Raw genomic sequence first — 18,960 nt, 5'->3', positions numbered from 1 at the left:
CGAGACTACGACACACCACGGACATGGCCCGAGGCTCTCCCCTGCTCCTGTTCGAGGCCGATAGTATGTGCCTCATGAGCACCCTCACATCACTCCTGTCCGAGAACCGGATCGCCCTGGATGTCGATGCCGCCGACTGGAGAGCCGCCGTCAGCTGCTCCGGGAAACTCCTGGAGGACACCGGGGCCATCGACCACGCCTACACCCGGGCAATGATCGATTCCGTGGTGGACAACGGCCCGTACATCGTCGTGGCCCCCGGCTTCGCGTTCGCACACGCCCGTCCCAGCGACGCCGTCCACCAGACCGCCCTGAGCTGGGTACGTCTGGCCGAACCCGTCGCTTTCGGGCACGAGAAGAACGACCCGGTCAATCTGGTCGTCGCACTGGCGGCGACCGACGCGTCCACGCACACCAGCGCCATGGCGCAACTGGCCCGGGTCGTCGGACGGACCGCGACCCGCACGAAGCTGGATGCGGCGCAGAGCCCGGCAGAGATCATCGCCGTCCTCGACGGACGGGACGGGCAGGACGAGAAACCCGCGACGTCCTCCTCCGTCGCAGAGGGGGGACGTTATCCCGGAGGCGACTCACGCAACCACATCCTCACCGTCTGCGGGAACGGGCTGGGCACCAGCCTGTTCCTGAAGAACACCACCGAGGACGTCCTCAAGCGGTGGGGATGGGATGCGCTGGTTTCCGTGGAAGCCACCGACACCATTTCCGCGAAAGGTAAGGCCAAGGATGCCGACCTGATCCTCACCTCCGGTGAAATCGCCAAGACGCTGGGTGACCCCGGCATACCGGTCCGGGTCGTGGAGAACTTCACCAGCGCCCGCGACGTCGATGCAGCGCTGCGTGCGCTCTACGCCCTGTAAAGGAGAACCACCATGGACTGGTTGCTCGCCGTCCCACAGTTCCTCGTCAACGAGATCCTCGCTGTCCCCGCATTCCTCATCGGTATCTTCACCGCCATCGGACTGATCGCCATGCGGCGCAGTGCCGGACAGGTCGCCGGCGGCGCCATCAAGGCGGTGCTGGGATTCCTGCTCATCGGTGCCGGGGCCACCCTGGTCACCGCCTCACTCGACCCGCTCGGCGTGATGATCGAGGGGGCCACCGGCATGCACGGTGTGGTCCCCACCAACGAAGCCATCGCCGGTATCGCACAGGAGGAGTTCGGTTCCCAGGTCGCCTGGCTGATGATCCTCGGCTACGTGGTCAGTCTGCTGTTCGCGCGGTTCACCCCGTTGCGGTACGTCTTCCTCACCGGTCATCATGTGCTGTTCATGGCGACGATGATCACCATCATCCTGGTCACCGCAGACTACGCGGACTGGATCGTGGTCGGTCTGGGCGCGGTCCTGCTGGGTGTCCTCATGGTCTCTCTCCCCGCCCTGGCCCACCCCTGGACCCGGAAAGTCACCGGAGACGACTCGGTCGCGATCGGGCACTTCGGCACCGCCGGTTACATCGCCGCCGGCGCGGTCGGCAAGGCCGTCAGCGGAAAGGGAACCAAAGCGTCCCCGTCCGCCGAGGACCTCAAGGTCCCGGAGGGGCTCCGGTTCCTGCGGGACTCCATGGTCGCCACCGCCCTGTCCATGGTGCTGATGTACCTCGTCCTTGCAGTCCTGTATGTGCTCCGCGCCGGTCAGGACGAGGCGTTCACTGCCTTCGGTGACGACTCTGTCGCCACCGACATGGGGAACTACCTGATGCAGGCCGTCACCCAGGGCCTGCAGTTCGGCGTGGCTGTGGCCGTCATCCTCTTCGGTGTCCGCACGATCCTCGGCGAGCTGGTCCCTGCGTTTCAGGGCATCGCCGCCAAGGTCGTCCCCGGCGCCATCCCTGCCCTGGACGCCCCGATCGTGTTCCCCTACGCCCAGAACGCCGTGCTGATCGGTTTCATCTCCAGCTTCTCCGGTGGCCTGGTGGCACTCGTCATCCTGTCGACGTGGCTGAACCCGGCGTTCGGCGCGGCTCTGATCCTCCCCGGCCTGGTGCCTCACTTCTTCACCGGCGGCGCTGCGGGTGTCTACGGCAATGCGACGGGTGGCCGCCGGGGAGCGGTCGCCGGCGCCTTCGTCAACGGCGTGGTCATCACGATCCTACCAGCGTTCCTGATCAACGTACTCGGCGACCTCTCGGGCGAGAACACCACGTTCGGCGACGCCGACTTCGGATGGTTCGGTCTGCTCATCGGCAATGCCCCCGCAGGTGTGTGGGGTCTCGTCGTCATCGTCATCGTGGCTGCCGCGGTCTTTGCCGCCGCACTACTCGTCCAGAGGAAGCTCGTGGACGGTCACTGGGACGCCGCGCCCGGACGGGACGGCGGGAGCTGGGTCGGTGAGGACGCAGAATTCTCAGAATCCGCCGTCGAGACCACGCCGGCCGGACCTGCTGACGGAACCTCGTACCCGAAGATCGCGCCTCCCAAGGGTGCCCCGGTTCCCCCGCCACCGCCAGAGTCATGACGGGCGTACCTTGGCGGACATGAGTGAAAATAACACTAACGGGAACAGTCACCTCACCGAAGTCACCGTCCTGGGAACCGGCGTCCTCGGCTCCCAGATCGTGATGCAGGCCGCTTACGCGGGAAAGAACGTGGTCGCCTACGACATCAGCCAGGAGCTCCTCGACAAGCTCCCGGACCGCTGGGAGTGGATGCGCGGGTACTACTCGACCGACGTCACCGGCTACACGCCCGAACTCTTCGACGAAGCGATCGCCCGGATCCGTCCGTCCACGGACCTCGCCGACGCTGTCAGCGGTGCCGACGTCGTCATTGAGGCGATCCCCGAGAACCTCGAGCTGAAGAAGCAGGTCTGGTCCCAGGTCGGGGAAGCCGTTCCCGGCCACACCATCCTGCTGACCAACTCCTCGTCACTGCGTCCCTCCGACTTCGCCGACGCCACCGGGCATCCGGACCGTTTCCTGGCGCTGCACTTCGCCAACCTCGTCTGGAAGTTCAACACCGGCGAGGTGATGGCGACCCCGAAGACCGACCGGACCGTGTTCGACCGCACCGTGGCATTCGCCGAGGAGATCAACCTCGAGGCCATTCCGATACGCAAGGAGATCCCCGGCTACCTGCTCAACAGTCTGTTGATCCCGTGGCTGGACGCCGCAGCGGGGCTCTATGTCGCTGACGCCGCGAACCCCGTGGACATCGACCGTGACTGGAAGATCGCCACCGGAGCGCCGTCCGGCCCCTTCGAGGTCTTCGACACCGTCGGCTTCAACGTCTCGGTGAACATCACCCGCGGGAATGCGGACGCCACAGAGAACCAGAAGAAGTTCGCCGACCTCCTCCAGGAACGCGGGATCGACAAGGGCCGGGCGGGTCTCGGGGACGGTGTCGGATTCTACGAGTACGACGCCTACGGAGAGATCGTCCGCCCGAACCCCGACTGGGAGATCTACTGACCCGACTGCCGTGACACCATCTCGGCGATCCACACCGGAGCGTACGGGGACGTGCAGTTCTTCGGCGTCGGATAGTCCTTGAGCACGCCGAGCCGCTCGCCGACCGACACGGCTCGGTCCCGGAACCCCGGGTAGTGGATGCCGATCTGGGCGAGACACTCGTTCTGGGCCCACTGCAGTCGTTCCCCACTGCCAGCCATGGTGCTCTCAATGGTGTCGAGCAGACCACAGATCTCGGTTGAGGACACCTCGTCCCCGCGCTTGACCAGCCTCTGCGTCGTCAATGCCCATCCGGCGGAGGCAACGGTCGGATCCGGGTCGTCGAACCACCGTGGCCGAAGTTCATCGGCACGTCCGCTCTTCATCACCACGTAGTTCAACAGCCAGTTGTGGACCTTCGGGGTCCGGGCGTCGCGCAGCATCTCGTCCAGTTCGTCGGTGTCCATCGCTTTCGGACGTAGCAGAAGGGTCGCGGCAAGTCGGCAGGCGGAATCTCCGGTCTGCCACAACGCCGTGCCGATCTCGTGTTTCACCGCGGCCGTGCGGCCGGTGCCCGTCTCTTTCGCCACCGCGCGGAGCTTCGTCAGGTTGACTGCGTGGTCGTCGCCGTGACGGTGGTTGACGTGCAGGATGTCCGGGTCAGCCAGCCGGGACAGGGCGTCCCGGACGTCGGCGACAGCGGCGTCTACCACTGTGGGGGAGGCGGGGCGGGTCTCAGTCATGCCGCCATCCTAATCACGCTGGGGCGTAGACGGTCCGGGACCGGTCGAGCTCTCCTCCGGCAGGACGGACACCGGGGTCCCCGGCGAACGTCTGCAGGCCCGTCGTGTAGGTGACGGGGTCAGACGGGCCCAGGACATCCCCGTGATACCAGTCCACCTGGGTCCGTGACGGGTCCACGTCGACCACCATCATCCCGTGTCGGCTCAGGTCCACGTACTTGTACCAGTGGTCCACATCCGTGAGCAGCCCTTCACCCAGCCGCAGGGCCTCGCGGACAGCGGGTGCGGCGGCACTGGTCGGCACAATCGAATCGAAGGCGCTCGCAGCGGTCACCGACGGCACGATGAACTCGGCCGCCGCGACGGTCGTGTCCCTGCCCAGCCGGTACTCCCCCGCCCTGGCCGGGATATCTGCGGCCCACGAGGAGTGGATGTCACCGGTGAGGAAGACGACGTTCATTCCTGGACCGTCCGGCCCGGATTCCCCGGTCATGATGAGGTCGATGATGCGCCGACGTTCCGCCATGTACCCGTCCCACTGGTCCGTGTTCAGCGCGACGCCCTCCGGTGGCAGGCCGATCTTGTCGACCAGCCAGTCGTGCAACCGCGGATCCAGTGAGTGCGGCAGGGTCATCGGAGCGAACATCACGGAGTTCCCGACCAGTTGCCACGTGGTCGTCGATGTCGCCAGGACGCCCGCGAACCAGTCGAACTGATTCTGTCCCATCATCGTGCGACCGTCCGCAGCTGCGGTGATCGGGGAACCCTGCAGGTCACGGTACGTTCGGAGATCGGGAAGGATCAGTTCGGCGAGCGTGCCGTAGCGAAGGTGCCGGTAGAGGTGGCGGTTACCGTCCGTGCCGAATCCCTGTCCCGCGCGTACAGGCATCCATTCGTAGTAGGCCTGGGTCGCCGCCTGCCTCACCGCCGCATACTCCTGTGGCCCGCCGTAGTCGGAATCGCCGGTGGCGCCGTCGCGCCACGCGTTGTCGAAGAACTCGTGATCGTCCCAGATGCAGACCATGGGCTTAGCGGCATGCAGGTCGGCAAGGTCCGGGTCCCGGTGGTAGTGCCCCTGACGGACCCGGTAGCCGTCAAGGGTGCGGGTACGTTCGCGTGGTTCCACGGTCCGCACGATCGTGCCGTAGGCTGCGCCGTACTCACCGGAGTCGTATTCGTAGGTGTAGTCACCGAGATGCAGGACGAACTCGACGTCGTCACGGTCAGCGAGTTCCCGGTAGGCACGGAAGTACCCTGCCTCGTAGTTCGAACACGAACACACCCCGAAGCGCAGGTGGTCCGGTGCGACGTCGTCCGCGGGCGTGGTGCGGGTTCGCCCGGTACGGGAGACGTCCCCCGCCGACGGGCCGTCCAGCACCGTGAACCGGTAGTAGTAGGTGGTGGCCGGGGCAAGGCCTGTGACATTGACCTTCACGGTGTGGTCGCGGTCCGGTCCGGTGGTCGTCTCCCCGGCTGCCGCGACGACGTCGAAACGGGAGTCCGTGGACACCTCCCAGTGCACACGGGTCGGGTCTCCCGCACCGGAGCCCGGCGTTGCCTGGGAAACGGGCGTGACCCGGGTCCAGATGACGACGCTGTCGGGCCACGGATCCCCGGAAGCGACGGAATGCAGGAAAGCTCCGTGACCGGGCGCCCCACTGCCGGCGGTGGCGGTAGCCCCGGACCACCGGGGCGTCATACCACCGACAGCGACCCCGGCGGCGACGGCACCAGCGAGGAACCGTCGCCTCGTCACCCCCGTCCCGGCAGGTGCAGGTGGTCTCGTTGTCATCGGCCTCATCGGCACAGCGTGGTTCTCCGTCTCTTATCGGGTCGCCGGACGGGTTCCGGCCACCTTGACGGAGGCTCACAGTAATGCCCTGTCGACTTTTTCGCTGTTCAGAACAGTATTCTTTTGCCGACTGTTGCCCAGATGTTCATCCGTGATTCAGTTATGCCGCCAGACACACTTCTCGCTATATGAGATTCTTTCGTTCATATTTTGGGAAACTGCATGATCTACCGTTAGATTCGGACACCATGACGAATCACGACTCCCGCCCCGCCCCGGAGGACCGCTCGGCTGCCGTCGCAGTCACGGCCTTCCCCCTGTTCATCCTCGCCGGCACCGTCGTCGCGTTTTTCGCGCCGGATCCCTTCATCCCGCTGACGGACTACATCAACCTCTTCCTCATGGTGATCATGTTCGCCATGGGACTGACGTTGACGGTGCCGGACTTCAAGATCATCGCCAAACGCCCCACCCCGGTGATCATCGGCGTGGTCGCCCAGTTCGTCATCATGCCGCTTCTGGCGATCGCCGTCGCCAAAATCCTGGGGCTCAACCCCGCCCTCGCCGTCGGGCTGTTGATGCTGGGGTCCGTTCCAGGCGGGACCGCCTCCAACGTGATCGCCTACCTCGCCAAGGGGGATGTGGCTGTCTCAGTCGCCATGACCAGTATCTCCACGATCGTCTCCCCCGTGATGACGCCGGCGTTGATGCTCCTGCTCGCCGACACACGCACAGAGGTCGACGGTGCCGGCATGGCGCTGACTCTCGTGCAGACCGTGCTCCTACCGGTCATCGGCGGCTTGTTGATCCGCACCTTCCTCAACCGGTGGGTCGACAAGATCTCCCCCGTCCTGCCGTGGCTGTCGATCGTCGGCATCGGTGGCGTGGTCTTCCCCGCCGTGGCCACCAACGCCGACCGTCTGGCCCAGATCGGCCTGATCGTCTTCGCTGCCGTCCTGCTGCACAACCTCTGCGGCTACACCTTGGGCTACCTGACCGGTCGACTCTTCCGGCTGCCCGAGCCGGTCAACCGCACCATGGCGATCGAGATCGGCACACAGTCCGCCGGACTCGCCTCCGGTATGGCCGGACGGTTCTTCTCACCTGAAGCGGCACTTCCCGGCGCCGTCGCCGCTGTGATGCACAACATCACCGGTGCCGTCTACGCGGCCTTGGTCCGACGTCGCCCCATCCCCGAGCAAACCGCGGCACCTGCCCCCGGCGACGCGGCGCAGGATGCCACGGCAGATCAACCGACGATGTCGTAGCTGTCAGCGGTCACCCGGGTGGTGACTCCGTCGGCCGTGATCAAGGCAGTGTCCGGCTGAGTCAGGTCAACCACGAACCGGTCCCCGACACTGGTGACACTGCCGTCGTCGAGACCACCCGCGTTATTGACGCCCGCTACATTGCCCAGCAGGGCATACAGTTCGGGATCCCCACCGGCACGGTAGGCGACCCCGTTGGCGTCACCACCGCGCGTAGCGTCCCAGCCGGCATGGAAGTTCTCCGCCTGGCACCCCCAGTCAAAGCCGTCAGCTTCCTGACTCTCCCGGAACATGCAGATCATCGTGTCCTGGGCGTTCAGCGGGACGGTGTAGTCAGCAAGTTCAACACGGTTCTGCTGTGGTGCCTGCCCCTCCGACGGCGCTTGCGGTTCGGGGGCCGGTTCGGGGGCCGGACCTCCCTCATCGGCGGGTGCGTCCCCCGGGGTCGGCTGCGGGGCAGATTCCTTCTCTCCGGCCCCGTCGGGCTGCTGTTCGCTGGACATGTCGCCGGAGAGCGCAGCGTCGTCCGGGTCTGCCGTGACAGCTCCCCCACTGTCCTGCGCCTCGTCCACACCTGCCCCGTCAGTGTCACAGGCGGCGAGAAAAAGCCCGGCGGCTGTCACTGCAGCGAGCCCTGCCGCGGGCAGGAGCTTGGCTCGTCGAGTTCCGGTCACATCACGCACAGGGCTCATCTCCAGTATCTGTAGTTCACAGCAGTGTCACCACCACCGTGCCACACCAGCCCGGTACCGCGCTACAGAACGCTTTTCGTCGGCACCTTCCCCGCCTTCCCCACCTTCCCCTCCGACCCTCCGCGTTTCGCTACGATGGAACAAATGGCGATGTCAGTCTTCCGGGACCGCCGCGGCCCCATCCTCATAGCGATCATGCTGTCCTCGGCCCTCATGGCCGTGGATTCCACCGTGCTGGCGACCGCAGTCCCCAGTATCGTCGCGGACCTCGGCGAATTCTCCCGTTACCCCTGGCTGTTCTCGGGGTACCTGCTCGCCCAGGCCGTCACCGTGCCGGTGTTCTCCAAGCTCGCGGACACATACGGGCGCAAGCCGGTGATCCTGACCGGCATCGCGATCTTCATCCTCGGATCCACCCTCGCCGTCTTCGCACCCACGATGACCGTCCTGATCCTCTGCCGGATCGTCCAGGGAATGGGCGCGGGAGCCGTTCAGCCGATGGGACAGACGATCGCCGGCGACATATACACCGTGCGCGAGCGGGCGAAGGTCCAGGGATACCTGGCCAGTGTCTGGGCGATTTCGTCGATGTTCGGGCCATTGATCGGCGGACTGTTCTCCCAGTACGTGTCATGGCGCTGGATTTTCGCGATCAACATTCCGCTGGGGCTGCTCGCCGCTGTGATGGTGTGGCGCAATTTCAGCGAGCACGTCGAGAGGACACGGCACCGCATCGACATCGAAGGAGCCCTCGTCCTCACTCTCGGCCTGACCCTGCTGCTGCTCGGCCTGCTGGAAGGCGGAGAAGCGTGGGCCTGGACCTCGACTGCATCGCTGGTGTGTTTCGCCGGTGGAGTTGCCGCCCTGGCTTTGTTCGTGTTCGTCGAACGCCATGCTGCGGAACCGGTGGTCAACCTGCGGCTGCTCTCCCGGCGACTCATCGTCCATGCCGTGCTGATCTCAGCCGCGATCGGCGGGATCGTGTTGGGGCTGACAAGTTTCGTGCCCACCTACCTCGAACGGGCTGCCGGAGCCACACCCGTGGCCGCCGGCATCGCCGTCGCGGCCCTGACCATTGCCTGGCCCCTGGCCAGCGCGAATGCCGGCCGAATCTACGTCCCGCACGGATTCCGCGCCTCGATCACGCTGGGGTCCTCGATCGTGATGGTCGGCACGCTCCTGCTGCTCCTGGTGGTGGGCCAGCAGAACATCTGGCTCATCGTCGCAGTCGCGATCGTCCTGGGGTCCGGGCTCGGTTTCACCGCAGCACCGAACGTGGTGGCTGCGCAGTCGTCAGTCGGCTGGTCGGAACGGGCCGAAGTCACCGGACTGACGATGTTCGCCCGCTCAGCGGGTAGTGCTGTCGCGGTCGCGGTGTACGGCACGATCTCCAACGCCATCATCTCCGGTGGCGGAGGGGACTCCGACCCCGCCACCGTTGTGGACGCCACCCGGGGCGTCTTCTACGGTGTTGTCGGTGCCGCGCTGCTCCTACTCGTGGCGGCATGGACATTGCCGAAAGTGCGGGGAGCCCAAGAAAGAAACACGTAGCCGCACCGAGAAGTCTCGGGCATGCTCGTGTGCTCGGCGGTCAAGGTCATGACCGTCGAGTAACCGTCCGTGATCCCCGCCTGCGGGGCGGGCATGTCACAGCGGATGTCTTGCCGGGGACAGTGGGCCGGCGGCGACCGTGGTGACCCTGCTGCCGCCGGGTCCGTGCCAGCGCAGCGTGACCGCATCATCCGGGGTGGTGGGCTCCCACACCCCGGCGGTCTTGAGGGTGTGGTGGGTCCGGCACAGACAGATCCCGTTGGTCACACTCGTCGGCCCGTCACTGTCGGGGTCGGTGTGCGGGGAGTTGACCAGGTGGTCATGCTCACACGCATCGGCGGGGATCTCGCAGCCGGGGAACCGGCAGTGCCCGTCACGTCCCTCAATCTGAACCCGCTGCAGGGTCGTGAACCGGTAGGCCTCGGTGTCCGGAACCTGCTCGAGCGGCGGGAGTTCGCGGATGTGCCGGGCGATAGCTGTCAGTTCCGCGCCCGTGGCAGGGGACACCCACCCGGAACCGAGGATGTAGGACGCGGCGTCGTCACGCACGCGGTAGGTGTTCACCGTGACGTTGAGCTGATCACGCCGCCCACCGAGTACACCGAGAGCGACCTCACCACGGCACCGGGACATCGACGGAGGCGACGGAAGTGCGGTCTCTGTGGCCTGGTCGGTCTGGTCGGCCTGGTCGGCAAGGACCTCCCGGCGCACCTCCAGCGCGGCAGCACTGATCGACGACCACAGTGCATCAGCGACGAACTCGCTGCCGCAGTCCAGAGTGAAGCGGCTCCCGCGACGTGTCAGGGACACCACCTCCGCCTCATCCTTCTCGGTCGCCTCCACAATCAGGGGAGCCACGGTGCACAGCACCTCATCGGCGACATCCGCCAGTGCAGTCAACACGGTGATGCCGGTGGTGGCGATCCAGTCGGCGATGCCGAGGGCGACGGCGGCGTCGAGACACCGCGGCACCTCTGCCCCGGCCGCGTGGAGTGCGCCAGCGTGCCGGTTGATGCGGCTCCAGATCGCGTCGAGATGGTCGACGGAGTAACGACCGTCGTCCCGGAAGTGGTCGAACAGGCCCGGCATGCGCTCGGCGATGTCGGCGGCATGGGCGTAACGGTAGGCCTCGCGGGTGGTCCGGCGTCGGACGGCCTGGGCGGTGGCCAGGCGGCTGTCCTCCGGGATGCCGACAAGGAAAGCGACGAGTTCGAGCTCGGCGGTGTTGATCTGGACGGAATACTGCGTGGCGAGAGAGGTGTAGCTCTGGCCGGTGGTGGGTTCGGTGGTGTAGGTGCTGGTCATGGTCCCCTCCTTGTAGATACGAACACTGTATCGCACAGGACGGACACGAAAACCAGGATATATACATTGAATCGAACGTGTGTTCGATGAATTGCCAGAAACGACAGAATTCTTGCTCCGCTACCTCAGAGACTAACTGCACCTAGAATCGGACACATGAGCCTTCTCCGCATCGTCCTCAACATCCTCTGGCTTGTCACCGGTGGTATCTGGCTGTTCATCGGCTACGTCGTCTTCGGTCTCATCGCCTGCATCTTCATCATCACCATCCCCGCAGGCGTCGCATCATTCAGAATGGCCAGCTACGCCCTGTGGCCGTTCGGTCGCACCGTCGTCCGGAGGAACGGTGCCGGGGTCGGTTCGGGCCTGATGAACCTCGTGTGGTTCCTCGTGGCGGGCCTGTGGCTCGCACTCGGCCATATCGCCACGGCCGCGCTTCAGGCGATCACCATCATCGGACTCCCCCTCGCCTGGGCGAACCTCAAGATGATCCCCGTGACGTGCTTCCCGTTCGGTAAGGCCATCATCGCGGACTCCTCGACCAAGGTCATCCCGGCCCCGGGGTCCTGACTGCAGGGTAGAGTTCACCACCCTGCACCGCTTGAGCGGGCGTACAGGTGTTCCGGGCGTCCGGAACTGCCGTAGCGCAGCCTCACGGTCACCACACCCCGGCCCGCCAGGGCCGACAGCCGCCGCTGGGCCGTGGCCCTGGACACACCGGCGACCTCAGCGACCTCAGCGGCGGACCGCTCCTCCGTCCCCAGCGCGTCGAGGACGAGGCTCTCAGTGGTACTGCCCGCCGCAGTCACAGGCTGGGATGTCCCGTGCATCACGGACAACGCCCGGTCAATCTCCTCCTGCTTCAGCGGATGAGGCGTCATCATCGTCTTCCGGAACCTGCCGAACCGTTCCAACCGATCAACCAGCGACTGGCGGGTGAACGGTTTGACGAGGTACGCATGGACACCAGCTGTCAGGGCGCGGCGGACGGTGGCCGACTCCACCGCTGCGGACAGGACGAATGCATCCGTCCCGCTGCTACGCACCAGTTCGATGCCGTCGCCGTCAGGCAGGTAGACGTCCGCGAGGATGAGGTCCGGCGACTGCGCGGCCATCGCCGCCCGCGCCTCGGCACAGGTACCTGCTGTCGCCTGCACCTGGAATCCCGGTACTCCTGAGACGATGTCCGCATGGATTGACGCGACTCGGAAGTCATCGTCAACGACGAGAACACACATGTCGCGCATGCCACGCGCGCCTTGTCGGGGCTCCCGCAGTTCCGGCGGTGTCGAGTTCGACGTCATTGCTGTTCCTCGCCTTCGGTATCGTCGGGTCTCTCATCTGCCATGTCATCCGGCACCGTCGTGAACACACCGGGAAGTCGTACACCGAACACCGCGCCCTGTCCCGGGGATCCACCGCCCGGGTCGATGATCCAGAGAGCACCACCCCGACGTGCCACCAGGTCCCGGGTCAGGGTGAGCCCGATCCCGTGGCCGTGGACGGCGTCAACGTCAGGTCCGGCTTCTGTCCCCCGGCTACCGGACAGTCCGTCTCCGGAGTCGGACACCACCAGGGTGAGCGCGTCCCCGTCCTGCATCGCCGTCACCTCGACCCACGGGTGGTTTCCCTGCGCTGACAATGCCGCGGTGACCGCATTGTCCACCAGGTTACCCAGCACCGTGGCGACGTCCTCCGCCGCTCCCGGCCCACCGATGACATCGATGACCAGTGTCGCCTCCCCCACCTGCAGGCTGACACCACGTTCGCTGGCCTCCATCGCCTTCCCACCCAGGAATGACTGGAGGAACGGCTCGCCGAGAAGCTCGGCACCCTGCAGCGGGAAATCCACGGGCCCACGGTCGGCCATGTCGCGGAGGAAGGAACGGGCGTCGTCCAGCCGTCCCGCGTCGAGAAGCCCCGACGCCGCGTGGATCCGGTTGGCGAACTCATGTCGCTGGACCCGCAGCGTCGAGCTCAGTGCCTGGACCGTACCGAGTCTGCGTGTCAGCGCGGCGAGGTCCGTCCGGTCCCGGACAACGACCACCGTTCCCAGGTGCCGACCGGCCCGGACAACCGGGCGGGCATCCAGGTAGAGCACTCGCCCGCCGACAACCACGTTGTCGAAGGAGACCGTCCGCACGGTTGACGGATCGTGGCGTCCGAGCACGCCGAGTTCCCCGGCAACCCGGGGTGGCAGGCCGAGGTCCTCCACGCACGTGTCACGGACCCCGTCGACACCGACCGGGTCGATACCGAGCAGTCGTGAGGCCACTTCATTGAACACCTCGAGACGGCCGTCCGGATTCAGTGACAGCACGCCGTCCTCCACACCGTCCAGGACCGCGGACTGGTGACGGACGAGATCCACGAGCTCCTCCGGCTGCAATCCCAGCGTGAGCCGCTCCCAACGCCGTTGCATCAGGACACTGGCGACGACGCCGATGAGAAGTGCGGTGACCCCGGCCGTACCTACCCCGACCAGGACCAGAGGCAGGTCGTCGAAGACACTGGCCCGCCGGAAACCGACGCTCACCTCCCCCACCGGCGCACTGTCGGAGACGTCCCGTACCGAATCATCGAGGGCATACACCGGCACCTTCGCTCGAGCGGAATGACCGAGTGTGCCGGTTTCCCAGGCCGTCACCTCCTCGCCCCGTAACGCCGCCTCATGGTCGGTACTGACTCGCTGACCGATCCGTTCCGGCTCAGGGTGCGCCAACCGTATTCCGTCGGCATCGGTGACGACGACGAAGAGAGCGCCTGTACGGCTCTCCACGCCAGCGGCGAGATCGGCCAGCCCCCGTCCTGCGTCCCCCGCCGTCACACCGGAACGGACCTGCGGGTCCTCCGCCACGGAGCGGGCGATCGACACCGCAGACGTCATCGCCTCCTGCTTCAGCCGCTCGACCGACATCCAGGCGAAGATGCCGGAGCACACGGCAACGACGGCGAAAACCGTCAGCAGCTGCAGGAGCAGAACTTTCGTCGAAAAACGCACGTCAGGAAGTCTACGGCACGGCATTCCGTCACCGTGAGCACAATGCACACAAGTCATTGATTGCACACAAGATGATCTAACGCACACAACCGTCGTCTTGTGTCCCCGGTCACTTTAGGCTCACTCTGTCCGGTCAGACACACCTGAAGGAGATGCGATGACCACCGCAGACAGTCTGCTGCTGGCGGCAGACTACAACCTGAGCCACACACCGTCCGACGGGATCCTCGTCGCGCTCGGGTTCCTCATGATCCTCACGTTCATGGCACTGATCATGACCAGCCGCATGACCCCGATGCTGGCCCTGATCCTCGTGCCCACCATCTTCGGCCTGGTCGGTGGCGCCGGTTTCGGCATCGGAGACATGGTCATGGACGCCGTCAAGGACATGGCGCCGACAGCGGCCCTGCTCATGTTCGCCATCATGTACTTCGGCATCATGATCAACGTCGGACTGTTCGACCCGCTGATCACGTGGATCACCCGGATCCTGGGCAACGACCCGGCCAAGATCGTCTTCGGCACCGCCGTCCTCGCCGGTGTCGTCTCGCTCGACGGTGACGGGTCCACGACCTACATCATCACCACCTCGGCGATGCTCCCCCTCTATCTCCGCCTCGGGATGAGCCCGGTCATCCTGACCTGTGTCGCCGGCCTCGTCAACGGCACCATGAACATCGTCCCGTGGGGCGGCCCCACCGTCCGCGCCGCGGCCGCCCTCGGGGTCGAACCGTCCGAGGTCTTCGTCCCGATGCTGCCGTCGCTGGCCGCAGGTCTCGTCATCTGCTTCGTCTTCGCGTGGCTCATGGGACAGGCGGAACGCAGACGGCTCGGACGCCTCGAAACGTCCCACCTGACCGGGATGACGGACCGTTCCGGCACGGAGACCGCCGGCGCGTCCATGCACACGTCGATGGCCGACACCATGCTCGACCCGAACCGTGCCACACTGCGACCGAAACTGCTGTGGTTCAACCTCGTGCTCACCGTCGCCGTGATGGTGCTGCTGGTGGCCGACCTCTTCCCGCTGGCCTACGTCTTCATGGTGGGTGCCGCGATCGCCCTGACGGTGAACTTCCCCCAGCTGAAGGACCAGGCCAACGAGATTGTCTCGCACTCCAGTTCCATCGTCGCGGTCGTCGGCATGGTGCTCGCCGCCGGCGTCCTGGTCGGTGTGCTGGACGGCACCGGCATGGTCACCGCCATGGCGGAGTGGATCACCTCGGTCATCCCCGATTCCCTCGGCGGGTACCTGGCACCGATCACCGGCCTGCTGTCCATGCCGATGACCTTCTTCATGTCGAACGACGCCTTCTACTTCGGCATTCTCCCCGTCCTCTCCGAAAGTGCCGCACACTTCGGGATCGAGCCGGTGCAGATGGCCCAGGCGTCGATCACCGGACAGCCCGTCCACATGCAGTCCCCCCTGGTTCCCGCGATCCTTCTCCTGGTCTCCCTGGCCAACGTCGAGCTGGGTGCCCACCACCGCAAGGTGCTGTGGCGGGCGGTCGTGGTCTCCCTGGTCATGCTGGCCATCGGCGTCCTCGTCGGGCCGATCCCGTTCCACGTCGGCTAGACGCTATACAGGAGACGACCGTCTGCCTTCCCACCGCGTCGGCGACCTCGGGGTTTCATCACCATCGTCGCCGTAGATCGGGACGGCCCGCTGACCACTTCCTTGTAGATGCAGCAAGCGGGATGCTTGCCGCCTCCGTCGCCGAACCCGCTGACTTCCTGGCCCCACAGTCACCGCTGGGTGAAACTGACCTCTGACATTGTGGCGGCGATATTCACGGTCACCGAGTACTCCTCGTCTCCACGCCCGTCGACCAGAGTGTTGTCGAAGGTATTGCAGTCGACATTGCTCATCGTGGTCGAGTCACAGGTCACGCGCACCCGGTAGGACGGACCGTCCGTGTTTCTCGGGAAGACCATCTCCACCGAGCTCATGGTGGTGGTGAGATCGATCTCACTGTCCTGGTTCACCGTCGCTCCGGTGAAGTCCAGCGTCGGTGAACTCATCGTGTAGGTGTAGTCCCGGTAGCTGTCCACCGCGTTGACCCGCTCTGTGCCGCTACCAAAAGTCCCGGAGGTGGAGCTGCCGTCCACCGACGTGATGCCGCCCCACCGGGGGAACAACACCGCTCCCAGCGCGATGACACCGGCGACGAGGGCGAGGACGACCGCAAGTACCGCGGCGACGACCAGTGCCTTGAGCCCACGGCGCTTCTTCTTCGGTCCGCCTGACGCCTGCCCGGCTTCGACGGGATCAGGCTCACCGGGATCCGGCAGATCCCAGGCGAACGGCGCCGTCCCCAACGGATCCCATGACGGGGGCTGGGTGCGCGGGGGCTCGAAACCCGGTGCGGCGGCGACACCGCCCAGGTCGATCGTCGGTGACTGCTCGTCCGGGGCCGTCGTGGCGTCCGCAGAGGGTGCGTCCGGCACAGTGGACGTACTGGGCGCAGTAGGTGACGACGCCCGGTGGTCGTCCCGGTCAAGCAGGCCGGCGGGAGCCACCGGCTGACGTTCATACAGCAGCCACCAGGCCACCCCGGTCAGCGCGGCGGACACCACAAGGCCCGTCAGGGTGATGCCGCCGCTGAAGATGCCCCCGAACACCAGGAACACCGCTCCGACGATCAGCGTCCCGACCGCCAGGGAGCGGTCCTCGCCGAAGCGGGGGTCCCGCTCCCCGCGGATCAGCACGTCCAGCGGGGTTTTCGGGACGGTGTAGCGGCGCAACACCAGCAGGGCGATCCCGTAGACCCACACGCCGACGCCGCCGAGGAAGGCCGTCAGGACAAACACCAGCCGCACCAGTAGCGGGGAGACCTGGTAGCGCACGGCGATGCCTTCACACACCCCGAAGAACCAGGACCTGGTCGACTGGCTGCGCGGGAAGCGGACGGGGCGGGTCTCCCACATCCGGCGGACGGTGGACTCGAAGGTGCCCCGGGGACTGCCCGTGCCCGGGGTCGTTGACTGTGTGCCGTAACTCATGGTCCTCATTCTTCGCGGACCTCCAGCCAACCACATCGGGGATGCCCCGGATATCCACCCTGATCCTGTCGTTCCCGCCGGATCTCAGGGTGGTCCCCGATACCCTGAGCCGTCTGGTCCTGGCAGTCTTGGACACATGTCCCACCTCCCCGTCCCGAAAGGACGCCCCGGCGCGCCGGCACCGGACCTGTTCCGGGTCGCCGACGGCAAGCTCATCGCCGGGGTGTGTACCGGCCTGGCCGCCCACCTGGGTGTACGGCTCACCGTCGTCCGCCTGGTTTTCGCGGTGGCGAACGCCGTCGCCGGCGTCGGTGTGATCGCCTACGGCGCCCTGTGGGTGTTCACCACACGCGTCGGGTCGGCAGCTGAGGCTTCCACGTCCACTGCCACCTCCTCCGCCCGCCGCCGCGGGCTCGACCCGGACCTCATCAACCGACCCGTCGCCGGAGTGGACCGGCTCCTGGCTGTACTGGCCGTCGTCCTGTTCCTGGCCGGAGCCGCGACCAAGCCCCAGGTCGCCGTGAGTGCGCTGCTGTTGGCCGGTGGCGTGCTGCTGGTGTGGAGGACCTTCGGGCCGAATGCCCTCGCCGGGGCTCCCGGGCATCAGGGGCCGCCGAGCCGTGTGCCGGGTGGGCTGCAGTGGGTGAGCCTGGTCGGTGGCCTGGTGCTGCTGGCCATCGGCATCGGCTACACCGTCTTCGGGATCCGGATCGACGAGGCCGCCACCGACGGCACCGGCGGGGTGATCATCCCCGCCCTCATCGCGGCAGTCGCCCTGATCCTCGGGCTTGTCGTGGTCCTGATTCCCCTGTGGCTGCGTCTGTGGTCCATGGCGAACACCAGCGCCCGTGAACGCGCCGCCGAGGAAGAAAGGGCGCGTATCGCCGCCCGCATCCACGACTCCGTCCTGCAGACGCTCACACTGATCCAGAAGAAGTCCGCGGAACCCGAGATCGCGCAGATGGCCCGCAGCCAGGAACGCCAGCTGCGCCAGTGGCTCTTCGCCCCGGGCGAGTCCGTGCGTACCGAGACCCTGTTCGGCGCGTTGCGTGTCGCCTGCGGCGAGGTCGAGGACACCTTCGGCGTGCAGATCCGCCCGGTCATCGTCGGCGACGACCGGGACACCGACGACGCCTCCGTCGCACTGCTGCTCGCCGGACGTGAGGCTATGGTCAACGCCGCGAAGCACTCGGGCTGCCAGGAGGTCAACGTCTACCTCGAGGTCTCCGACGACGGCGCGGTGGAGCTGTTCGTCCGCGACCGGGGCCCCGGCTTCGCCGTCGAGGACATTCCCGACGACCGTCAGGGGGTGCGCTCGTCGATCCTGGACCGGATGGACCGCGTCGGCGGTAGCGTGGAGATCGACTCGGGGCAGTTCGGCACCGAGGTCATTCTGACGTTGAAAGGGCGGACACGGTGACGGAAGCTGAAGCAGACAGGAACGCGGAGGCAGTGGCGGTGTTCCTCGTCGACGACCACTCCATGTTCCGCACCGGGGTGCGTGCCGAGCTGACGGGTCAGCCGGAGATCCGGATCGTCGGAGAAGCCGGTTCCGTCGGCGACGCGGTCAAGGGCATCCGGGAGACCGCCCCGCAGGTCGTGCTGCTGGACGTCCACATGCCCGACGGCGGGGGGCTGCAGGTGCTGCGGCAGCTCCAGGAGGACACAGACAACACAGACGACACAGGCGACACCGACGGCACCGAAGACGGCCCCCGGTTCCTCGGTCTGAGCGTCTCGGACGATCCCACGGACGTGATTTCCCTGATCAGGGGCGGGGCGCGGGGATATGTCACCAAGAACATCAGTGGGCAGGAACTCGTCGACAGCATCCTGCGGGTGCATTCCGGTGACGCGGTGTTCTCCCCACGCCTGGCCGGCTACGTCCTCGACGCGTTCACCGCCGGCCCCGCAGAGGAACCCCGGGTCGACGACGCGCCCGAACCGTCCGACAGCGTGGAGCCGACCCCGCTCCCCGACGACGCCGACCAGAGCGTCCTGTCGACGTTGACCCCACGGGAGAAGGAGGTCCTGCGTCTCCTCGCCCGCGGCTACACCTACCGGGAGATGGCCGGGAGGCTGTTCATCTCGGTGAAGACGGTGGAGACCCACGTCTCCAACGTCCTGCGGAAGACCCAGCAGACCAACCGACACTCCCTGTCACGGTGGGTGTCCGACAACAGACTGGGATGAGAGTGTA

General features: G+C 66.3%; 16 protein-coding genes. 9 read left to right on the top strand and 7 right to left on the bottom strand.

What is annotated here, in order from left to right; translation table 11 throughout:
• Positions 1-74 precede the first annotated feature (74 nt).
• Genes FS507_RS06410 through FS507_RS06400 form a run of 3 tightly spaced genes read left to right on the top strand, consistent with a single transcriptional unit; the run spans position 75 to position 3,426 of the window.
• Positions 75-878: a PTS sugar transporter subunit IIA gene (locus FS507_RS06410; RefSeq protein WP_145941967.1), complete on the top strand. Its 804-nt coding sequence runs from the start codon at positions 75-77 to the stop codon at positions 876-878.
• A gap of 12 nt (positions 879-890) precedes the next feature.
• Positions 891-2,474 (top strand): PTS ascorbate transporter subunit IIC, encoded by a 1,584-nt coding sequence (locus FS507_RS06405; protein ID WP_145941966.1) that lies wholly within the window; start codon positions 891-893, stop codon positions 2,472-2,474.
• Between the two features lie 19 nt (positions 2,475-2,493).
• A complete protein-coding gene (locus FS507_RS06400; RefSeq protein ID WP_145941965.1) occupies positions 2,494-3,426 on the top strand; it encodes a 3-hydroxyacyl-CoA dehydrogenase in 933 nt (310 codons plus the stop codon).
• On the opposite strand, the gene FS507_RS06395 is transcribed toward FS507_RS06400, so the two are convergent.
• Complete coding sequence (locus FS507_RS06395; RefSeq protein WP_145941964.1) at positions 3,420-4,148, bottom strand: DNA alkylation repair protein; 729 nt, start codon at positions 4,146-4,148, stop codon at positions 3,420-3,422. The two genes, FS507_RS06400 and FS507_RS06395, sit on opposite strands and share 7 nt — an antisense overlap.
• Before the next feature lie 13 nt (positions 4,149-4,161).
• On the bottom strand, positions 4,162-5,940 hold the full coding sequence (locus tag FS507_RS06390; protein ID WP_145941963.1) for an alkaline phosphatase D family protein: 1,779 nt from the start codon (positions 5,938-5,940) through the stop codon (positions 4,162-4,164).
• A gap of 248 nt (positions 5,941-6,188) precedes the next feature.
• On the opposite strand from FS507_RS06390, the gene FS507_RS06385 reads away from it, so the two are divergent.
• Positions 6,189-7,208 (top strand): bile acid:sodium symporter family protein, encoded by a 1,020-nt coding sequence (locus tag FS507_RS06385; RefSeq protein WP_145941962.1) that lies wholly within the window; start codon positions 6,189-6,191, stop codon positions 7,206-7,208.
• Here FS507_RS06385 and FS507_RS06380 read toward each other — a convergent pair.
• Positions 7,190-7,900 (bottom strand): hypothetical protein, encoded by a 711-nt coding sequence (locus FS507_RS06380; RefSeq protein ID WP_145941961.1) that lies wholly within the window; start codon positions 7,898-7,900, stop codon positions 7,190-7,192. The genes FS507_RS06385 and FS507_RS06380 overlap by 19 nt on opposite strands.
• Positions 7,901-8,044: 144 nt before the next feature.
• Between FS507_RS06380 and FS507_RS06375 the strand changes: the two genes are divergently transcribed.
• Complete coding sequence (locus FS507_RS06375) at positions 8,045-9,451, top strand: MFS transporter (protein WP_260853192.1); 1,407 nt, start codon at positions 8,045-8,047, stop codon at positions 9,449-9,451.
• A 96-nt stretch (positions 9,452-9,547) separates the two neighbouring features.
• Here the strand turns inward: FS507_RS06375 and FS507_RS18060 are convergent, their stop codons facing one another.
• Entirely contained in the window at positions 9,548-10,756 is a 1,209-nt protein-coding gene (locus FS507_RS18060; RefSeq protein WP_222121394.1) for an HNH endonuclease signature motif containing protein, read from the bottom strand.
• A 156-nt stretch (positions 10,757-10,912) separates the two neighbouring features.
• On the opposite strand from FS507_RS18060, the gene FS507_RS06365 reads away from it, so the two are divergent.
• Positions 10,913-11,326: a YccF domain-containing protein gene (locus tag FS507_RS06365; RefSeq protein WP_145941959.1), complete on the top strand. Its 414-nt coding sequence runs from the start codon at positions 10,913-10,915 to the stop codon at positions 11,324-11,326.
• A 14-nt stretch (positions 11,327-11,340) separates the two neighbouring features.
• On the opposite strand, the gene FS507_RS06360 is transcribed toward FS507_RS06365, so the two are convergent.
• Together FS507_RS06360 and FS507_RS06355 are read right to left on the bottom strand one after the other, a co-directional pair.
• Positions 11,341-12,003, bottom strand: coding sequence for a response regulator (locus FS507_RS06360; protein ID WP_145942048.1), 663 nt, complete (start codon positions 12,001-12,003; stop codon positions 11,341-11,343).
• 53 nt (positions 12,004-12,056) lie between these two features.
• A complete protein-coding gene (locus FS507_RS06355; protein WP_145941958.1) occupies positions 12,057-13,781 on the bottom strand; it encodes a sensor histidine kinase in 1,725 nt (574 codons plus the stop codon).
• Between the two features lie 133 nt (positions 13,782-13,914).
• Between FS507_RS06355 and FS507_RS06350 the strand changes: the two genes are divergently transcribed.
• Positions 13,915-15,333 (top strand): CitMHS family transporter, encoded by a 1,419-nt coding sequence (locus tag FS507_RS06350; protein ID WP_145941957.1) that lies wholly within the window; start codon positions 13,915-13,917, stop codon positions 15,331-15,333.
• A 170-nt stretch (positions 15,334-15,503) separates the two neighbouring features.
• On the opposite strand, the gene FS507_RS06345 is transcribed toward FS507_RS06350, so the two are convergent.
• Positions 15,504-16,760, bottom strand: coding sequence for a PspC domain-containing protein (locus FS507_RS06345; RefSeq protein WP_186314583.1), 1,257 nt, complete (start codon positions 16,758-16,760; stop codon positions 15,504-15,506).
• 136 nt (positions 16,761-16,896) lie between these two features.
• On the opposite strand from FS507_RS06345, the gene FS507_RS06340 reads away from it, so the two are divergent.
• Complete coding sequence (locus FS507_RS06340; protein ID WP_186314582.1) at positions 16,897-18,180, top strand: ATP-binding protein; 1,284 nt, start codon at positions 16,897-16,899, stop codon at positions 18,178-18,180.
• 62 nt (positions 18,181-18,242) lie between these two features.
• Positions 18,243-18,953: a LuxR C-terminal-related transcriptional regulator gene (locus FS507_RS06335; protein WP_440130341.1), complete on the top strand. Its 711-nt coding sequence runs from the start codon at positions 18,243-18,245 to the stop codon at positions 18,951-18,953.
• Positions 18,954-18,960: the final 7 nt, after the last annotated feature.

Source organism: Corynebacterium glyciniphilum AJ 3170 (assembly GCF_007673095.1).
In the GTDB taxonomy this organism is placed as follows: Bacteria; Actinomycetota; Actinomycetes; order Mycobacteriales; family Mycobacteriaceae; genus Corynebacterium.
Note: the sequence above shows the minus strand (reverse complement) of the source record. Positions and strands in the feature narration are given on the sequence as shown.

Bases quoted from the DNA above. Each gene is read 5' to 3' on its own strand.
- FS507_RS06410 (WP_145941967.1), top strand. From the start codon at position 75: ATGAGCACCCTCACATCACTCCTGTCCGAGAACCGGATCGCCCTGGAT.
- FS507_RS06405 (WP_145941966.1), top strand. From the start codon at position 891: ATGGACTGGTTGCTCGCCGTCCCACAGTTCCTCGTCAACGAGATCCTC.
- FS507_RS06400 (WP_145941965.1), top strand. From the start codon at position 2,494: ATGAGTGAAAATAACACTAACGGGAACAGTCACCTCACCGAAGTCACC.
- FS507_RS06395 (WP_145941964.1), bottom strand. From the start codon at position 4,148: ATGACTGAGACCCGCCCCGCCTCCCCCACAGTGGTAGACGCCGCTGTC.
- FS507_RS06390 (WP_145941963.1), bottom strand. From the start codon at position 5,940: ATGACAACGAGACCACCTGCACCTGCCGGGACGGGGGTGACGAGGCGA.
- FS507_RS06385 (WP_145941962.1), top strand. From the start codon at position 6,189: ATGACGAATCACGACTCCCGCCCCGCCCCGGAGGACCGCTCGGCTGCC.
- FS507_RS06380 (WP_145941961.1), bottom strand. From the start codon at position 7,900: ATGAGCCCTGTGCGTGATGTGACCGGAACTCGACGAGCCAAGCTCCTG.
- FS507_RS06375 (WP_260853192.1), top strand. From the start codon at position 8,045: ATGGCGATGTCAGTCTTCCGGGACCGCCGCGGCCCCATCCTCATAGCG.
- FS507_RS18060 (WP_222121394.1), bottom strand. From the start codon at position 10,756: ATGACCAGCACCTACACCACCGAACCCACCACCGGCCAGAGCTACACC.
- FS507_RS06365 (WP_145941959.1), top strand. From the start codon at position 10,913: ATGAGCCTTCTCCGCATCGTCCTCAACATCCTCTGGCTTGTCACCGGT.
- FS507_RS06360 (WP_145942048.1), bottom strand. From the start codon at position 12,003: ATGCGCGACATGTGTGTTCTCGTCGTTGACGATGACTTCCGAGTCGCG.
- FS507_RS06355 (WP_145941958.1), bottom strand. From the start codon at position 13,781: ATGCCGTGCCGTAGACTTCCTGACGTGCGTTTTTCGACGAAAGTTCTG.
- FS507_RS06350 (WP_145941957.1), top strand. From the start codon at position 13,915: ATGACCACCGCAGACAGTCTGCTGCTGGCGGCAGACTACAACCTGAGC.
- FS507_RS06345 (WP_186314583.1), bottom strand. From the start codon at position 16,760: ATGAGTTACGGCACACAGTCAACGACCCCGGGCACGGGCAGTCCCCGG.
- FS507_RS06340 (WP_186314582.1), top strand. From the start codon at position 16,897: ATGTCCCACCTCCCCGTCCCGAAAGGACGCCCCGGCGCGCCGGCACCG.
- FS507_RS06335 (WP_440130341.1), top strand. From the start codon at position 18,243: ATGTTCCGCACCGGGGTGCGTGCCGAGCTGACGGGTCAGCCGGAGATC.